The following is a 16,110-nucleotide window of genomic DNA, read 5'->3' on the forward strand; positions in this document are numbered from 1 at the left end:
GAAATCACTGTGCGCGATCGATTCTGCGCACAACAGAATCTAGGTTTTCGCGTATCCACCCGAGTCTACCGTTTGTTCCTCACCTTCAGCGCGGGCATACACCCTGTAAAATGGAGAGGATGTCCACCGAATCCAGTTCTTCGTCGTTGCTCGAGCGAATTCTCGCCTTCACGTCGCTATCCATTATCGCGATCGCGCTGCTGTCATTCTTTGTGACGCTCATCGTGGGTTTGAACGACCGCGAGGTTGTCGCCACGGGCTTCGGGCCGATTGTCTATGGCATCTCCATCATCGGACTCCCCATCGGATTTCTCCTGCTGATTGCGCTGCTGATCGTTAGCCAAGTCCGCCGCCGTCGCGAGTTCCGCAAAAGCCAACAACGGTAACGGAGATCATGATCATGAGTGGCACCCTCGCTCTCGCCTCGGCTATCGCAGTGATGGATCGCCCCACTCTCACCGCCCTGGTTCAGTTGCGACGCCCCCAGGCCGCCGCTAACGTCACCGACCCGATCGGCTTAGCATCAGAGTTGCTGCGATCCGAATCGATCACGCGCACACTCGCACCGCTTGATCGCACCCACCTCGCAGCGCTGCTTGGCCTCGACGAAGCCGGAAATCCAGCGCATATCGACGCTGAGGTACTCGACACTCTTTCCCGAATCGGACTGATCGGGATCGATGGCGATACGCCGGTCGCGCTTCCAGAAGTCACGTCCGCCCTCCGGCAAGGCCTCACCGCGGCAGGAGTCACCCCGGATTCGCTGCGCACACAGCTTCAGGATCCTCTGCCGCGTGAGCATGACGCTGACACCAGCACCTGGTTCGCATCCGCTGTCACTGCGGTCAGTCAATCGGCCGAAATCCTTCGAGTGCTTCGTGAGCGCCCGGGCAGGCTGAACCGGAACGGTGCCATCGCGGTAGCGGCGGTGCGGATTCTCTCTGAGGTCACGAGCGTTGAACCTGCGCAGGTTTCGCGGGCACTGGGGGCTCTCGAACAGGCCCGTCTCATCTGGTCGGCCAGGTCCAGCCAGCTGCTTCGCTGTACGGAGAAGGCCCCCGAATGGCTTGCAAGCAACTACGGCGAGCGCTGGCTCTTCCTGGCGCGCGCCACCCTCGACGCGATGCCGTCGCCCCTGCGCAGTGTTCTCCCTGCCAGCCGTGCCGATGTTTCTGTCGCAATTGAGCACCTTCCGCGGGTGTATCCGCTTCTGCCCGCGTCTGATATCGCTGCGGCGGTCGATTTTGCGCAGACTGCGGAGTATCTCGGCCTCACAGTGACCGGTGTTCTCAGCCCGCAGGCATCGGCTCTGCTTGCCCAGGACAACTCCGTTTCTAGCGAGCAGATCATTGCCGACCTTCCAGGGGTTGCGCCAGGCATCTATGTGCAACCCGATCTGAGCGTGGTGATCCCCGGCCCGCTCGACCCCCAGGACGAAGCAGAAATTGCCTCTCTTTCGCGCCCCGAGCACATCGGCGTCGCCACCACACGCCGCGTCACCGAAGCATCGCTCGCTGATGCGATCGAGCACGGTGGGAGCGAAAAGGGCGGTGTGACGGCGGAGTCCGCACGGGCGACCTTCGAGCGGCTCTCCCTGACGGGGATCCCCCAGCCGCTCGACTACCTACTGACCGCGTTCGCCGGGCGTGTCGGTAGTGTGGTCGTCTCTGAACACCTCGGCGACGAGGGTCGCACTCGCGTCACAGTTTCCCGGCCCGAAATGCGACAGACGATCCTTGTAGATCGGAGTCTGCAGCACGCCCAGTTCACCCCAAGCCCGACGGAACCCGGGGTGCTCTATTCAAGACTGCGCCGCGAGCACGTTGTCGCCGCGCTCAGCGATGCCCGCTACCCTGCAATGGCCGAGACGGCCAGAACTCCCACTTTCTCGACGGCTGCACAACGCGCCGGTGAAGCCGCTGAAGAGACGCCAGCACCGCCCAACGCCGATCTCTCCCCAGAGCTCACTGCCGCCATCGAGCGGGTGTACCTCGCGGCGCGGTCGGAACCGGGGCGGGCGACTTCACGAGGCTTCTGGAACTCGCGATTCGGGATCGGGCCACGGTGCGAGTCACTGCCGAGGCCAGAGGGCAAACTCACACTTTCACGCTCCTCCCGGTTTCTCTCAGCAACGGGCGACTCCGGGCGACGGATCAGGCTGCCGGCATGGAACGCACGCTCCCCGTAAGCATGATCTCCAATGTCGAGTCGCTGTGAACAGCTTGCTATGAGCCAGACGGAGTAGGCTAGATCGCTATGACGCTTGGTCCCCTCATTGTGCAAAGCGACCACACGGTCCTCCTGGAGGTCGCGCACCCCGACGCGGAAGACGCCCGTCACGAACTCGCCGTGTTCGCTGAGCTCGAGCGCGCTCCCGAACACATCCATACCTACAGGGTCACCCGCCTTGGGCTTTGGAACGCACGCGCTGCGGGCCACAGCTCAGACGAAATCCTCGCAACGTTGAACAAGTACGCGAAGTTTCCGGTACCTACCGGAGTGGCGAGCGAGATCGAAGACACGATGCGCCGCTACGGCAGGCTCACCATTGAGCGCCGCGATCCTGCCGACCGCGAGAGCCCCCTCGTGCTCCGCTCCGACGATGCGATGATTCTGCGCGAGGTGTCAAGCGCGAAGAAGGTCGCTCCGCTTCTCGGCAACAAGTTCGACGACCACACCTTCCCTGTCGAGCCGTGGGCCCGCGGGGAATTGAAGCAGCAGCTTGTCGCGCGTGGCTGGCCTGCCGAGGACCTTGCGGGGTACACCCCTGGCGAGCCGTACGACATCGAGTTGGTGCAGGACGGCTGGGAGCTGCGCGACTACCAACTCAAAGCCGTTGAGGCCTTCGAGCGCGGCGGATCCGGTGTGGTGGTGCTCCCCTGCGGCGCGGGCAAGACCATCGTTGGCGCGGCGTCGATGGCCGAGGTGGGAGCGAAGACGCTGATCCTCGTCACCAACGCAGTGTCGGCGAGGCAGTGGCGCGACGAGCTGATCCGCCGCACCTCGCTCACCGCCGACGACATCGGCGAATACTCCGGCCAGGTGAAAGAGGTGAAGCCGGTCACGATCGCGACGTACCAGATCCTGACCAGCCGACGGAAGGGCGAGTACGCCCATCTTTCTCTGCTCGACGCGCAAAACTGGGGCGTCATCATTTATGACGAGGTGCATCTACTGCCCGCGCCCGTGTTCAAGCTCACCGCCGAGTTGCAGGCGCGCCGCCGCCTCGGCCTTACCGCTACGCTCGTGCGCGAGGACGGCCGCGAAAGTGACGTCTTCAGCCTGATCGGACCCAAACGCTACGATGCGGCATGGAAAGACATTGAGGCGCAAGGGTTCATCGCACCAGCAGCTTGCTTCGAGGTCCGGATCGATCTGAGCGAGAGCGAACGGCTCGACTACGCGGTGGCGGAGGATCAGGATCGCTACCGCATCGCTTCGAGTACGCTGCAGAAGCAGCCCCTCGCCCGACGGATCATCGATCGCCACGAGGGTGAGAGTGTGCTCGTAATTGGCCAGTACATCGACCAGTTGGAGTCGATGGCCGAGGCACTTGGGGCACCGCTCATCACCGGTCAGACACCGATTGACGAGCGCGAGGAGCTGTTCAATGCGTTCCGCAGCGGGGAGGAGCGGATCCTCGTTGTCTCGAAGGTCGCGAACTTTTCGGTGGATCTCCCGGATGCTTCGGTCGCGATCCAGATTTCCGGCTCCTTCGGCTCGCGCCAGGAGGAAGCACAGCGCCTCGGCCGTCTGCTGCGTCCGAAGAGCACCAGCCTGACCGCTTCGTTCTATACGCTCATTGCCCGCGACACCGTAGATCAGGACTTTGCGCAGAACCGCCAACGCTTCTTGGCGGAGCAGGGGTACGCCTACACGATCCTCGATGCCGACCAATTCGAGCAGGCAACCGGCGCGCTTTCAGCAACTTCATAGCAAACGGTCAGAGACTGAGAGCATGACTACACAGCACAAGGGCCCCCGGATCCTTATCGTGGACGACGAGCCCAGCATCCGCGAATTGCTCAGCACCAGCCTTCGTTTCGCCGGTTTCGGCGTGCGTGCCGTCGGCAACGGCGCACAGACGATCTCTGCCGTGCTCGAAGAAGAACCCGATCTCATCATCCTCGATGTCATGCTCCCCGACATGAACGGATTCAGTGTTACCAAACGCCTTCGTTCGGCCGGCTACACGGCACCGATCATCTTCCTCACCGCGAAGGATGACACGGAAGATAAGGTCGAGGGACTCACCGTCGGTGGCGATGACTATGTCACGAAGCCCTTCAGCCTCGACGAGATCATCGCCCGGATCAAGGCGGTACTGCGCCGCACGATCCAGGAGGACGAGGATTCGGTGCTCACTATCGGCCCCATCACGATGGATCAGGACACGCACGAAGTAAACGTCGAGGGAACCTCGATCGAACTTTCCCCGACCGAGTTCAAGCTGCTGCGATACCTGATGCAGAACGCAAACCGTGTGCTGTCGAAGGCGCAGATCCTCGACCACGTCTGGGAATACGACTTCAACGGCGATGCCGGGATCGTGGAATCGTATATCTCCTACCTGCGGCGCAAGCTCGATCCGCTGACCGAAGAATCGCTCATTCAGACAAAGCGCGGATTCGGATACATGCTGAAGACTGAAACTAAGTAGCTGGGGGCCAAGTAACTCGTGAGGAAGGGGCGCGCCGCTGATCGGCGTGTAGCCGCAAGGCTGCGCGCGATGCGACGTCTCAGCTACGCGGATCGTTGGGCCGAGGTCTCGTTGCGGGCGAAGATCACCGGCGTCACGGTGTTCATCCTGTTTCTCGGACTGATCGTGGCGGGGGTGGGAACGCTTTCCGTGCTTCGCCCTATGCTCGTCACGAACCTCGACTCCTCACTCAGTCAGCTGCGCAGCGATCCCACGCGCGCGCTCGCCCGCGGCGCGGAGCCGCTGTCGCTCTCCAAAGACGACATCCTGTACGCCGGCCCGCAGTACTACGTGGCGCTGTTGAATGCTGACCGCGAGCTCGTCGTCAGCAACGCCCTGGGGCGAGAAGACCTGGCACTCCCGCAGCTTGATCGTCTCTCCGCCGAGCAACTGCAGCAGGCACTCAATCAAGTCCTGCCGCTCGACAGCCTAGAGACCACCGAGTGGCGGGCAATTGCCATGCCAATCAACGATGGCGGCTCGCTACTCATCGCGGCCTCCACGGCAAGCATCAATCAGACCGTTGCGCAGTATGTGATCATTTTCACGGGCTTTGGGATCGCGGTGATCCTGCTTGGCGCCGCCCTCACCCGCCTCCTCGTGACCGCGACATTCTTGCCGCTGGCCGAGGTCGAGCAGACAGCGCTAGAGATTTCCCGCGGTGACTATTCCAAGCGCATTATGGTGGCAAACCCGCACACCGAGGTTGGGCATCTCGGCGAATCGCTCAACGTGATGCTTGATCGCCTTGATGGCTCGCTTGAGGATCGCGAGCGCACCATCGATCGCATGCGTCGCTTCATCGGTGACGCGAGCCACGAGCTGCGCACCCCCCTCGTCTCAGTACGCGGCTATGCCGAGTTGTACCGCATGGGGGCGCTGCAGGACGAGGAACAGATCGGGCAGGCGATGGAGCGGATCGAGAAAGAGGCGATCCGCATGACCTCGCTCGTTGAGGACCTGCTCGCGCTCGCTCGGCTTGACGAGCGGCGCCCCCTGCAGCTCACCACCCTCCCCCTGAACCAGCTCGCCCACGATGCCGCGCTCGATGCGAGTGCGCAGGCCTCCGATCGTGTGGTGACCGCGATTGAGGATCCCGCGGCTCCGTTCGTGATCGGCGACGAACACAAGGTTCGCCAAATCATGACCAACCTCATCGGCAACGCGATGCGGCACACCCCTGAGGGCAGCCCCATCGAGATCGCCGTCTCCACAGTTCCCGTCGAGGAGGGGCAGCCGACGATGTCACGCTTCGAGATCATCGATCACGGCGAGGGTATCCCCGAGCAGGTCCACGACAAGATTTTTGGGCGCTTTTGGCGCGCAGATAACTCGCGGAACCGTGAGACGGGGGATCAGGTCTCGGCCTCGCAATTGTGAAGTCGATCGTTGATGCACACAACGGCACGGTCAGTGTGCACGATACGCCCGGCGGTGGGGCGACGTTCCGCGTCGATCTGCCCTGCGCCCCCGCCCCCTGATCCCGCGCCCCCTCCGCTCCCCGCCCCCTCCGCCCCACCGCTCAGGTGTCACGGATGTGCAGTTCAGGGCGTTTTGGTACACATCCGTGACACCTGAACGGTGGGGATGAGTGGGCAGCGACAGGGCAAGAAGGGCAAGCGGACCCGGCCTGTGGATAGACCCCGCAGAGTTCGCGAATGCTTGGCAGCATTGATGAATGCCAGCTCCACTCACTCCCATCCCCCAGCATCTTCCTGAAGTATTCTCCGCGAAAGACGCCGCACGCTCAAAGCTGCACTCACGGCGATTGAAGCAAAGCGACATCACACGGATCAGTTTCGCGGTCTATCAACGTGCGGATCCTGAGACAATCGCCGTGTCAACAAGGGCCGCTGCGGAAGCCATCAGTTTCACTCAACAGGCTGAACGTTGGAGAGAGCAACAGCGCGCCCTGGCGACCGCGCTGAGTCCGCATCTTCCCCGACACCATTTCTTCTGCATCCGCAGCGCCGCAGCACTTTGGGAGCTTCCGAATTTTGGAAACCTGGATCCGGCCCTAGACATTGCCTGTTTCAAACCAACCAGACCGTTGCGCCGCAAGGGCTTCAACGCTTCGAATGTCAGCCCCGGACTTGCCACAACGGTAACGTTGCCGAGAACAAGTATTCGCCTCACGGATCCCCCGACAGTCTGGGCCATGCACGCGGCCCACCTCCCACTCGAGGACCTCGTCGCGCTGGGAGATGCGGTGATTCGTCAGAAACGCATCCCCGGAACGGATCGGCTCGAACGACTACCGCTCGCATACCTCTCAGATTTGGAGCGAGTGGTCCGTTCTGGGCGGCGCGTGGGAATTGACCGCCTTCGCCGCGCGCTTCCGCTGCTGAGGGTGAGCAGCGCATCGGTGCCGGAGTCTCATTTGCGATTGCAGCTCCAGCAGTGGGAGCTGCCTCCGTTCCAGCTGGACTACGACATCTACGACACACATGGCAACTTGCTCGGCTGTAGTGAGTTTGCGTTCCCCGAGTTCAAGCTTGTGGTCGAATACGAGGGGACCATCACCGGACAAAGACGAAACAGTGGAATCGTGACATCGAGAAGTATGGGGACTACTCTCGGGCAGGTTGGGAGGTAGTTCGCGTCACCGCCGACAAGCTTTATGGCTCGCCCTGGCTACTCAGGTCTCAACTGCTCGAAGCGCTACAGCGACGCGAACATCTGCGATGACGGCCCCAGTCATTCAGGTGTCACGAATCTGTAGTTCAGCGGGTTTTGGTACACATCCGTGACACCTGAACGCTTAGGGCACCGGGCGGCGGCGCATAGAAAAAGGGGCCGCGCCCAAAGGCGCGACCCCTCAATCCTGGAGACTCTTAGAAGTCCATGCCACCGGTCGGGTCACCGGCGGGAGCCGCAGCGGGCTCCGGCTTGTCGGCAACAACAACCTCGGTGGTGAGGAAGAGACCTGCGATCGACGCGGCGTTCTGCAGCGCAGAGCGAGTCACCTTCGCGGGATCCAGGATGCCCTGAGTGACCAGGTCACCGTACTCACCGGTGGCGGCGTTCAGGCCGTGGCCCACGGGCAGAGCAGCAACGCGGTCGGCGACAACGCCGGGCTCGAGCCCTGCGTTGAGCGCGATCTGGCGCAGCGGAGCCTCAATGGCGGTCTGCACGATCTTCGCGCCCACTGCCTCGTCACCCTCAAGCTTGAGGCCGGCGAAGGCCTCCTTGCCCGCCTGGATCAGCGCGACGCCACCGCCGGGCAGTACGCCTTCTTCAACGGCAGCCTTCGCGTTGCGGACGGCGTCCTCGATGCGGTGCTTGCGCTCCTTCAACTCAACCTCGGTCGCGGCGCCAGCCTTGATGACGGCCACGCCACCGGCGAGCTTCGCGAGGCGCTCCTGCAGCTTCTCGCGGTCGTAGTCGCTGTCGGTGTTCTCGATCTCGCGGCGGATCTGCGTGACGCGGCCGGCGATGGCTTCTTCTTCGCCACCGCCCTGCACGATGGTGGTCTCATCCTTGGTGATGATGACCTTGCGTGCGGTGCCGAGCATGTCGAGCGTCGCGTTCTCAAGCTTCAGGCCGACCTCTTCAGAGATGACCTGACCGCCGGTGAGGATCGCGATGTCCTGCAGCATGGCCTTGCGACGATCGCCGAAGCCAGGTGCCTTGACGGCAGCCGACTTGAAGATGCCACGGATCTTGTTGAGCACGAGGGTTGCGAGCGCTTCACCCTCAACGTCTTCCGCGATGATGAGGAGCTGCTTACCCGACTGGATCACGGGATCAACAACGGAGAGCAGATCCTTGATGTTCGAGACCTTGCTGTTGACGAGCAGGATGTAGGGATCCTCAAAGACAACTTCCTGGCGCTCTGCGTCAGTGACGAAGTACGCGGAGAGGTAGCCCTTGTCGAAGCGCATGCCCTCGGTCAGTTCGAGCTCGGTGCCGAAGGTGTTGGACTCCTCAACGGTGACCACGCCCTCCTTGCCGACCTTGTCGATGGCCTCGGCAATCAGGGCGCCGATCTGCTCGTCAGCGGCCGAGATCGATGCGGTTGCTGCGATCTGATCGGTGGTCTCGATCTCCTTCGCGTTTGCGAGAAGCTTGGCGGTGACGGCGGCAACAGCGGCCTCGATGCCCTTCTTGATCGCGATGGGATCGCTGCCGGCCGCAACGTTGCGCAGGCCCTCGCGCACAAGCGCCTGAGCGAGCACGGTCGCGGTGGTGGTTCCGTCACCCGCGACGTCGTCGGTCTTCTTTGCGACCTCCTTGACCAGCTCAGCGCCGATCTTCTCGAAGGGATCGTCAAGCTCGATCTCCTTTGCAATGGAGACACCGTCGTTGGTGATCGTGGGGGCGCCCCACTTCTTCTCCAGCACGACGTTGCGGCCGCGCGGCCCCAGCGTCACCTTCACGGCATCGGCAAGGGTGTTCAGGCCCCGCTCAAGCCCACGACGTGCTTCTTCATCAAACGCAATGATCTTTGCCATGTATTTCGCCTCTCCTGGACGTTCTCGTGGTGGTTTTCTGTTCCGCAACCCAGACGGGTATGACCGGGTGTTGGCACAGAAACTTAGCACTCAGTCGAATCGACTGCTAACACAATCTTGGCACTCTCCCCCGTCGAGTGCAAGCGCTCCCAGGCCAATTCAAAGCGGAGCTTCACGCTACAAGCGAACGGCCCGACAGTCAATGAGCTACTGCGTGGCCCGGTCAATCAACTGACCCGTTTCCGGGTCCACAAGCTTTCCAGTTTCGGGATCTATCGCATATCCGGTTTCTGGATCAACGGCAGCATCCTGTTCGGGACTAGCAGCACCGCCCGTTTGATCTTCGTCGCCTTCGAGGCCGGGACCGGCGTAATTCGCTCCGATTAACACCACCAGACGAACACCATAGTCGACGTAACGATCCGTTTGGTACGAAGAGATCCCGCCGAGCTTGGTCGCAAGCGCCTCTGCGGCAGCCTCATCAGCAGGATCCATATAAAACACCGCAGAGAGTTCTACGTCTGTTTCCGAAGCGCTTCCCGAGTAGACAATCTGCCCCCACTGCCGATCGGTAATAAGCCCGCTGACTGATTCGGCAAGATTCGGAGTCGACGTGCCGTTGAGTACCACAACCGTGGCGTTCGGATCAATGACCGCATCCGCCTTCGGCTGCGGCTCGGGGCCCGGCGTCGCAGTTCCGACCAACGGCAAGTTCCCACTCCCACCAAGGCTCTGAACCCCAAAATACCGATCGTGGTGAGGAGCGCAAACCCAAGAAGGCCACCAATGATGTACTGCCACACGTAGCGAGGCCGGGCCGTAACCCGATGTGCGCCGACGCGACCACTTCGCGGAATCCGATCAAACCGATCTTCGGGGTATTCCTGACGAGTGCGATGATGCGCCTTGACACTCTCGGTTTTCTGCGCCACGCTCATCTCCTCGAAGCTAGGTGTACATCCAACAAGCACGCAACAGAACGCAATGCCTGAGGACTAGCGTACAGTGGCGCCGTTGCGATAACTGTGAAGCACCAGGAACGCGCAACAAGGATCACCAGGTCCACACACGAGGTCAACAAGACTTGAATGCTCATCGTTGTACCCAAAACAAGTCGCAGAATACCTGACCAAAGAGGTTCTTGACCGGACATAATTCGATCCGAATAGGGTTGAGAACCCAATGCACATCAAGCAACCTTCTATATGGCTCTCAGAGGGCAAATGGGGCACAAGGAGGTACGAACGGAAAGTCAGGATATACCTTGGGACGAACAGCAAGCACTAGCGCCCTACGAGTCGCCCCCGACGAGTGGGATCCAGCCGCTCTCCCTCGACAGACCAGGATCCGGCAGCATCTGCACGCGGTGCCCACACTCAAGCACACACAGATCCCAACACCGCCAAAGCCCGAAGAACTGCCCATTCCACCTCCGGACCCCCGGATCGTTCGCATGATCGCCATCTACGGTTATGAAGTCGTTGATGGCTCCCGTTCGGTCACCCAGCTAGCGGCCTGGATCACGCGCGAGGTCGCAGACCATCTCACCAGCAGGCGCGCAGCCCGCACCGAGCGCCGCACCCTGTACCGCGACGAACGCCGCACAGTTCCGGTTCCCGGGCCCGTGCACCTGTCCTTGAGTTCCGCAAAGACCGCAGAGGCGGCTGTCGTGTTGCAAACCGGTGCGCGCTTCACGGCAGTAGCCGTGCGCCTTGAGTATCTCCGCGAAAAGTGGCGCGCCACCAACTTGACGGTGCTGTAGGTCCCTCTACGGTGCGCGGCTATTCTGCGCCCGAAGCGCGCAGCTTTGACACCTCGTAGAGCGCGACGCCCGCTGCGATACCGGCGTTCAAGGACTCAGTCGCAGACGAGATCGGGATCGAGACGATCGCATCGCAGGTCTCCGTGACCAGTCGCGAAAGCCCCTTCCCTTCACTGCCGATCACGAGCAGCAGTGGGCGGTCCGCGAGCTCAAGCCCGGGCAGCGACACATCGCCGCCACCGTCGAGCCCAACAATGAATACGCCACGCTTTTTCAGCTCTTTGAGCGTCTGGGTGAGGTTTGAGGCCATCGCGACGGGGATCCGTGCGGCCGCACCAGCCGAGGTCTTCCAAGAGGCGGAGTTGAGACCGGCAGATCTGCGCTGTGGCACGATCACCCCTTGGCCGCCAAAGGCTGCAACGGAGCGAATGATCGCGCCGAGATTGCGGGGATCGGTAACCCCGTCGAGGGCAACGAGCAGCGGCAGTTCGTCGCGATCCAGCGCGTCGTCGAGCACATCCATCGGGTGCGCGTACTCCATTGGTGGCACCTTCAGCACGACACCCTGGTGCACTGAATCGCGGTCCGTCATGCGGTCCATTTCTGGACGCATGATCTCAAGCACCGGCACATTACGCTGGGTTGCCAGGCGCAGGATTTCGCGCATGCGATCATCCATCTCGACGCGCGCGGCCACATACAGCGCCGTCGCGGGGATCTTGGTGCGCAGCGCCTCAACGACGGCGTTGCGTCCGGTTACCAGCTCCGAGTCATCGCTCTTCTTGCCTCCGCGCTGGACCCCGCGATCCGCACCGCCCATGTGCCGCTTTTTTGCGGCCTCGTAGCGTTCCTTGGCCGCCTTCGCCTTGCCAGCAGGGTGGTAGGGTCGATCCTCAGCTTTGGGCGTAGCCTTGCGCCCCTCGAGGGCCTGGCGCCCCTGACCGCCAGATCCGACGCCCTTGCCCAGGCCTTTCTTGCGCACGGCGCCCGTGCGGTTACTTTTATTGCTCATGTCAGGCTCCAGCGGGTTCCAGTCGGATTGTCTTCCAGGGTGATCCCTGCAGCCAGGAGGCGGTCACGAATCATGTCGCTCGTGGCGAAGTCTTTGTTTATGCGGGCTTCGGCTCGCTGCTCGATCAACGCGGCAACAAGAGTGTCAAGAGCCGCAGATTCTGCCGATCCACTCTGTTGAGCGTCACGCCAGTTCTCCGCACGGGGATCGATTCCCAGCACGTCGAGCATGGCAGCAACCTCGCCCGCGCGGGCGAGTGCGATATCCACATCACCCGCGTCAATAGCCGTGTTGCCTGCACGCACGGCACCGTGAAGGGCCGCGAGCGCCTGCGGCACGCCGAAATCGTCAAGCATAGCCGCGACGAACTCGTCTGGCAATGCGGCGCTCGTGGCCTCGCCCTCGAACGGCCCCAAATTTTGCACGGCATCGGGGCGAGATTCCTTGGCGAACTGCTGCACACGGTCAAGGAAGCTTTCTATGCGCCCAAAGGCCGCGGCGGCCTCGCCCAACGAATCTGGCGTGAACTCGAGCACCGAGCGATAGTGCGCGGATCCGAGGAAGTAGCGCAACACCACCGGGCGATGAGCCGCCAGCAAATCGGCTGCGAACAGCGAGTTGCCGAGCGACTTCGACATCTTCTGGCCACCGGTGTTCACGAGGCCGTTGTGGATCCAGTACCGAGCAAAGGGATGACCGGCAGCCTGCGACTGCGCCATCTCATTCTCGTGATGGGGGAAGCGCAGATCGAGCCCGCCACCGTGAATGTCGAACTCTTCGCCGAGGTAGCGGGTTGCCATCGCAGAGCACTCGATATGCCAGCCCGGGCGTCCGTCGCCCCACGGTGACGGCCACGAAGCGGTCGCTGGCTCGCCCTCGCGGTGCGCCTTCCAGAGCGCAAAGTCGCGGGGATCCCGCTTGCCAACGGGCTCGGAATCTGTGGCGTCTTCCATCTGATCACGCTGCTGGCGCGTCAGCGATCCGTACTCGGACCAGCTCCCGGTATCAAAGTACACGCTCGCCGATCCATCGGAGGCCCGATAGGCGTGGCCGCGCTCAATCAACAGCTCGATCAACGCCACCATCTCGCGAATGTTCGCGGTGGCGCGCGGCTCATACGTCGGCGCCAACACGCCGATCGCATCGTAGGCTGCGGTGAAATCTCGCTCCACACGATAGGCGAGCGCCCACCATTGCTCTGTGCCGCCGGCTTCCTGCGCGAGGCGAGCGTTGTCGAGGATCTTGTCATCGATGTCGGTGACGTTGCGGATCAGGGTGACCCGGTGCCCGCTCGCGACGAGCCAGCGGCGCATCTGGTCGTACACCAGCGCGCTCCGCAAATGCCCGATGTGGGGAGCTGACTGCACCGTCGGTCCGCAGACATACAGGCCGACCTCACCAGCAACGCGGGGAGCGAACTCGACGATCTCCTGTGCGCGGGAATCGTAGATCAGTTGTTTCACGCTCACAGCCTACCGTGCGGCCCTGCGGGGTGAGCCATGCGACTAGTCGAGCGAACCACTCAGAAAGAACTGCATCTGCTTCGCGACGCTCACCGCGTGATCGCCGAATCGCTCGTGGTAGCGGCTCGCGAGCGTAGCGTCGACCACCCCCGTCGGGTTGTCGGCGAGCTTGTCACTCAGCACCTTCTCGAACACCTTCGCGTGAAGTTCGTCGAGGTCATCATCGAGATTCCGCACCTCATCGATCACCGCGGGCTCCTGCGTACGCAGCAACTCCACGATCTTGCCGGCCATCTCCACATCGAGCGCACCCATGCGAGCAAACGTTTTCTTCAGACCCTTCGGGATCGCGCTCTCCGGGTAACGGTAGCGGGCAAGCTGCGCGATGTGCTGGGCAAGGTCGGCCATACGCTCAAGCGAGCTACTCATGCGCAACGCACCCACCACGAGACGCAGGTCGGAGGCCACCGGCTGCTGCCGGGCGAGGATGTCGATCGCGAGCTGATCCAACGACGCGGCCATCTCCTCAACCTCGTCGACACCGTCGATGACTTTCTCTGCGAGTGCGACGTCCGAATTGCCAAAGGCTTTGCTCGCATCGGTAATCGATGCTTCGACCAGGCTTGCAACCTCGACCAGGCGATCCTGCACTTCGCGCAGCGACTGCTGAAAAACCTCACGCATGCGTTTTCCTTTCGTTTCGCGCTCACGCGCACATTCTGCGCCCATGCGCACTGTTTCAAGTGTGAACGTATCCGGTAAACCGCACCACACCGAGAGGTGAACAACAGCTGAACTCTGCCCGTTCACTCGGGCTCGGCACATACGATGATTACATGGATCCGACTCTGATCGTGCTCGCCTCCGTGGCGCTTGGCGCAGCAATTGGGGGAGGTACCACCCTAGCGATCGTCAGCGGCAGGGCCGCAGGGAGACGACGCGCAGCCGAAATGCGCCCCGAACTCCCGGAGATCGCAACGTCGATCCTGAACGAAATCGAGATCTTTGCTTTGATTCTCGATGCTTCCCTGTCCGTGGTCTATGCGAATCCGACCGCCCGGCGCGAACAGCACGTGAGCGCGGAACAGCTTCGCGAGCCCGACTTTCTGGGGCGCGTCAGGCGCGTAATGTCAACGGGCGTCTCCGAACTGCACGTTCCGGATCCAGAAAACTCACTCGACACCGTGCGGATACACTTTGTTCGCCTGCAGCGCCGCTTCGTGGTCGTACTTGCCGAGGACCTCGGGGAGGAGCAGCGCGTGAATGCAATGCGGAGGGACTTCATCGCGAACGTCAGCCACGAGTTGAAGACCCCGATCGCGGCAATTGGGTTGCTTTCCGAGGCCGTGCAACAGGCGGCCGACGAGCCGGAGGTGGTACGGGGCTTTGCGAAGAGCCTCGTGAAAGAATCGCGTCGCCTCGGGGAGCTCTCCCGCGACGTGATCCAGCTCTCAGAAGCGCAATCGACGTTGCGGCCCGAGGACCGCGAGGAGGTATCGCTGCGGGATCTCGTGCGGGGCGAGGTCGAATCCCACCGCGAGTTCGCCGCGCAGCACGGCGTCGAACTGGTGGTGACCGATGACGCGAAACTGGATCGCGAAGCAGTGATCCTGGGTCGGCCCACCTCCCTCGGCTCGGCAATCGCGAACCTGCTGAGTAACGCGATTCGCCACTCACCTGAGGGCGGCAGGGTCGGGATCGGTATGAGTATTGAGCGCGGTGCGTTTCTCGTCACCGTCACCGATCAGGGCGAGGGCGTGGCACCCGAGCACCTGCAGCGCATCTTCGAACGCTTCTACCGCGTCGACGGCGCCCGAACCCGCGGCGAGGGTGGCACCGGTCTCGGTTTGAGTATCGCCCGACACACCATGCGCGCGCACGGCGGAGACGTTGACGTGTGGTCGCAGCCGGGCGTCGGCTCAAGTTTTACCCTGTCCTTCCCGCTTCCCGAGGATAAAGGCAAGAGCAAGAGCAAGTCATCCAAGCGCACCAAGAAGGGACCCCAGCAGTGACTCAGCACATTCTGCTCGTTGAAGACGAAGACTCGATCTCGCAACCGCTCGCTTTTTTGCTGGAACGGGAAGGGTATCGGGTGGAGATCGCCAGTGACGGAGCAGAGGCCGTGAGCACATTTGCGGCACGTCCGAGCGACCTGGTGCTGCTCGATCTTATGCTGCCGAGCCTCCCGGGCACCGAGGTCTGTCGCGCCATTCGGCAGACTTCACAGGTGCCAATCATCATGCTGACCGCGAAGGATAGCGAGATCGACATCGTGGTGGGGCTTGAGCTCGGAGCTGACGACTACATCACCAAACCCTATTCCACTCGTGAGCTGCTCGCCCGGGTACGCTCAGCCCTGCGCCGTGGTGTGCCCGCGGCGACTGAGGCTCCGACTTCGGATGGGCCTGATGCGCTAGTGATCGACATGCTCGGGGTGCGTCTCGATGCTGAACGACACACGGTAACGGTTCGCGGCAAGGAGATCTCAATGCCGCTGCGCGAGTTTGAGCTGCTAGAAATGCTGATGCGTCACGCGGGCCGAGTGCTGACGCGTGGCCAGCTCATTGATCGAGTTTGGGGCACAAACTACTACGGTGACACCAAGACGCTCGACGTGCACGTAAAGCGGATTCGCGCAAGGATCGAGGAAGAACCCTCGAAGCCGAAGCTTATCTCAACCGTGCGCGGCGTGGGATACCGCTTCGGTTGACCCGCGCATA

13 protein-coding genes and 1 pseudogene are annotated in these 16,110 nt (G+C 62.2%); 9 read left to right on the plus strand and 5 right to left on the minus strand.

Annotation, left to right across the window (positions count from 1 at the left end; genetic code table 11):
* The first annotated feature begins 119 nt into the window (after positions 1–119).
* The 6 genes and pseudogenes from G7067_RS00475 to G7067_RS00500 all read left to right on the plus strand — a co-directional run bounded on the left by G7067_RS00475 (position 120) and on the right by G7067_RS00500 (position 7,295).
* On the plus strand, positions 120–386 hold the full coding sequence (locus G7067_RS00475; RefSeq protein ID WP_244301152.1) for a hypothetical protein: 267 nt from the start codon (positions 120–122) through the stop codon (positions 384–386).
* A gap of 14 nt (positions 387–400) precedes the next feature.
* Positions 401–2,188, plus strand: coding sequence for a helicase-associated domain-containing protein (locus G7067_RS00480; RefSeq protein ID WP_166321230.1), 1,788 nt, complete (start codon positions 401–403; stop codon positions 2,186–2,188).
* Positions 2,189–2,256: 68 nt separating this feature from the next.
* Entirely contained in the window at positions 2,257–3,936 is a 1,680-nt protein-coding gene (locus tag G7067_RS00485) for a DNA repair helicase XPB (RefSeq protein ID WP_166321232.1), read from the plus strand.
* A gap of 22 nt (positions 3,937–3,958) precedes the next feature.
* Positions 3,959–4,660, plus strand: coding sequence for a response regulator transcription factor (locus G7067_RS00490; RefSeq protein WP_166321234.1), 702 nt, complete (start codon positions 3,959–3,961; stop codon positions 4,658–4,660).
* Positions 4,661–4,729: 69 nt separating this feature from the next.
* Positions 4,730–6,180: pseudogene (locus G7067_RS00495) on the plus strand (sensor histidine kinase).
* Positions 6,181–6,377: 197 nt separating this feature from the next.
* Positions 6,378–7,295, plus strand: a complete 918-nt coding sequence (locus tag G7067_RS00500) for a hypothetical protein (RefSeq protein WP_166321236.1) — start codon at positions 6,378–6,380, stop codon at positions 7,293–7,295.
* Between the two features lie 238 nt (positions 7,296–7,533).
* On the opposite strand, the gene groL is transcribed toward G7067_RS00500, so the two are convergent.
* Positions 7,534–9,153 carry a chaperonin GroEL gene (groL, locus tag G7067_RS00505; RefSeq protein WP_166321238.1) on the minus strand — a complete coding sequence of 540 codons (1,620 nt, stop codon included), beginning with the start codon at positions 9,151–9,153 and terminating at the stop codon, positions 7,534–7,536.
* A 207-nt stretch (positions 9,154–9,360) separates the two neighbouring features.
* Positions 9,361–9,864: a LytR C-terminal domain-containing protein gene (locus tag G7067_RS00510; protein WP_244301153.1), complete on the minus strand. Its 504-nt coding sequence runs from the start codon at positions 9,862–9,864 to the stop codon at positions 9,361–9,363.
* Positions 9,865–10,417: 553 nt separating this feature from the next.
* Between G7067_RS00510 and G7067_RS00515 the strand changes: the two genes are divergently transcribed.
* Positions 10,418–10,915, plus strand: a complete 498-nt coding sequence (locus G7067_RS00515) for an Rv3235 family protein (protein ID WP_166321240.1) — start codon at positions 10,418–10,420, stop codon at positions 10,913–10,915.
* 19 nt (positions 10,916–10,934) lie between these two features.
* Here the strand turns inward: G7067_RS00515 and rlmB are convergent, their stop codons facing one another.
* From rlmB to phoU, 3 genes are read right to left on the minus strand one after another with little or no spacing between them, the layout of a single operon-like run.
* Positions 10,935–11,927, minus strand: coding sequence for a 23S rRNA (guanosine(2251)-2'-O)-methyltransferase RlmB (rlmB, locus tag G7067_RS00520; protein WP_166321242.1), 993 nt, complete (start codon positions 11,925–11,927; stop codon positions 10,935–10,937).
* On the minus strand, positions 11,924–13,390 hold the full coding sequence (cysS, locus tag G7067_RS00525; RefSeq protein WP_166321244.1) for a cysteine--tRNA ligase: 1,467 nt from the start codon (positions 13,388–13,390) through the stop codon (positions 11,924–11,926). Before cysS ends, rlmB begins: the two co-directional genes overlap by 4 nt.
* 42 nt (positions 13,391–13,432) lie before the next feature.
* Positions 13,433–14,074 carry a phosphate signaling complex protein PhoU gene (gene phoU, locus G7067_RS00530; RefSeq protein ID WP_166321246.1) on the minus strand — a complete coding sequence of 214 codons (642 nt, stop codon included), beginning with the start codon at positions 14,072–14,074 and terminating at the stop codon, positions 13,433–13,435.
* 152 nt (positions 14,075–14,226) lie between these two features.
* On the opposite strand from phoU, the gene G7067_RS00535 reads away from it, so the two are divergent.
* Both G7067_RS00535 and G7067_RS00540 read left to right on the plus strand, forming a co-directional pair.
* Positions 14,227–15,402, plus strand: coding sequence for a sensor histidine kinase (locus G7067_RS00535; protein WP_166321248.1), 1,176 nt, complete (start codon positions 14,227–14,229; stop codon positions 15,400–15,402).
* Complete coding sequence (locus tag G7067_RS00540; RefSeq protein ID WP_166321250.1) at positions 15,399–16,100, plus strand: response regulator transcription factor; 702 nt, start codon at positions 15,399–15,401, stop codon at positions 16,098–16,100. The genes G7067_RS00535 and G7067_RS00540 overlap by 4 nt, the downstream gene beginning before the upstream one ends.
* Positions 16,101–16,110 lie beyond the last annotated feature (10 nt).

It is taken from the genome of Leucobacter insecticola (assembly GCF_011382965.1).
In the GTDB taxonomy this organism is placed as follows: domain Bacteria; phylum Actinomycetota; class Actinomycetes; order Actinomycetales; family Microbacteriaceae; genus Leucobacter; species Leucobacter insecticola.

Coding starts and splice junctions, on each gene's coding strand:
- G7067_RS00485 (WP_166321232.1), top strand. CDS start 2,257: ATGACGCTTGGTCCCCTCATTGTGCAAAGCGACCACACGGTCCTCCTG.
- G7067_RS00500 (WP_166321236.1), top strand. CDS start 6,378: ATGCCAGCTCCACTCACTCCCATCCCCCAGCATCTTCCTGAAGTATTC.
- rlmB (WP_166321242.1), bottom strand. CDS start 11,927: ATGAGCAATAAAAGTAACCGCACGGGCGCCGTGCGCAAGAAAGGCCTG.
- G7067_RS00535 (WP_166321248.1), top strand. CDS start 14,227: ATGGATCCGACTCTGATCGTGCTCGCCTCCGTGGCGCTTGGCGCAGCA.
- G7067_RS00480 (WP_166321230.1), top strand. CDS start 401: ATGAGTGGCACCCTCGCTCTCGCCTCGGCTATCGCAGTGATGGATCGC.
- groL (WP_166321238.1), bottom strand. CDS start 9,153: ATGGCAAAGATCATTGCGTTTGATGAAGAAGCACGTCGTGGGCTTGAG.
- phoU (WP_166321246.1), bottom strand. CDS start 14,074: ATGCGTGAGGTTTTTCAGCAGTCGCTGCGCGAAGTGCAGGATCGCCTG.
- G7067_RS00475 (WP_244301152.1), top strand. CDS start 120: ATGTCCACCGAATCCAGTTCTTCGTCGTTGCTCGAGCGAATTCTCGCC.
- G7067_RS00490 (WP_166321234.1), top strand. CDS start 3,959: ATGACTACACAGCACAAGGGCCCCCGGATCCTTATCGTGGACGACGAG.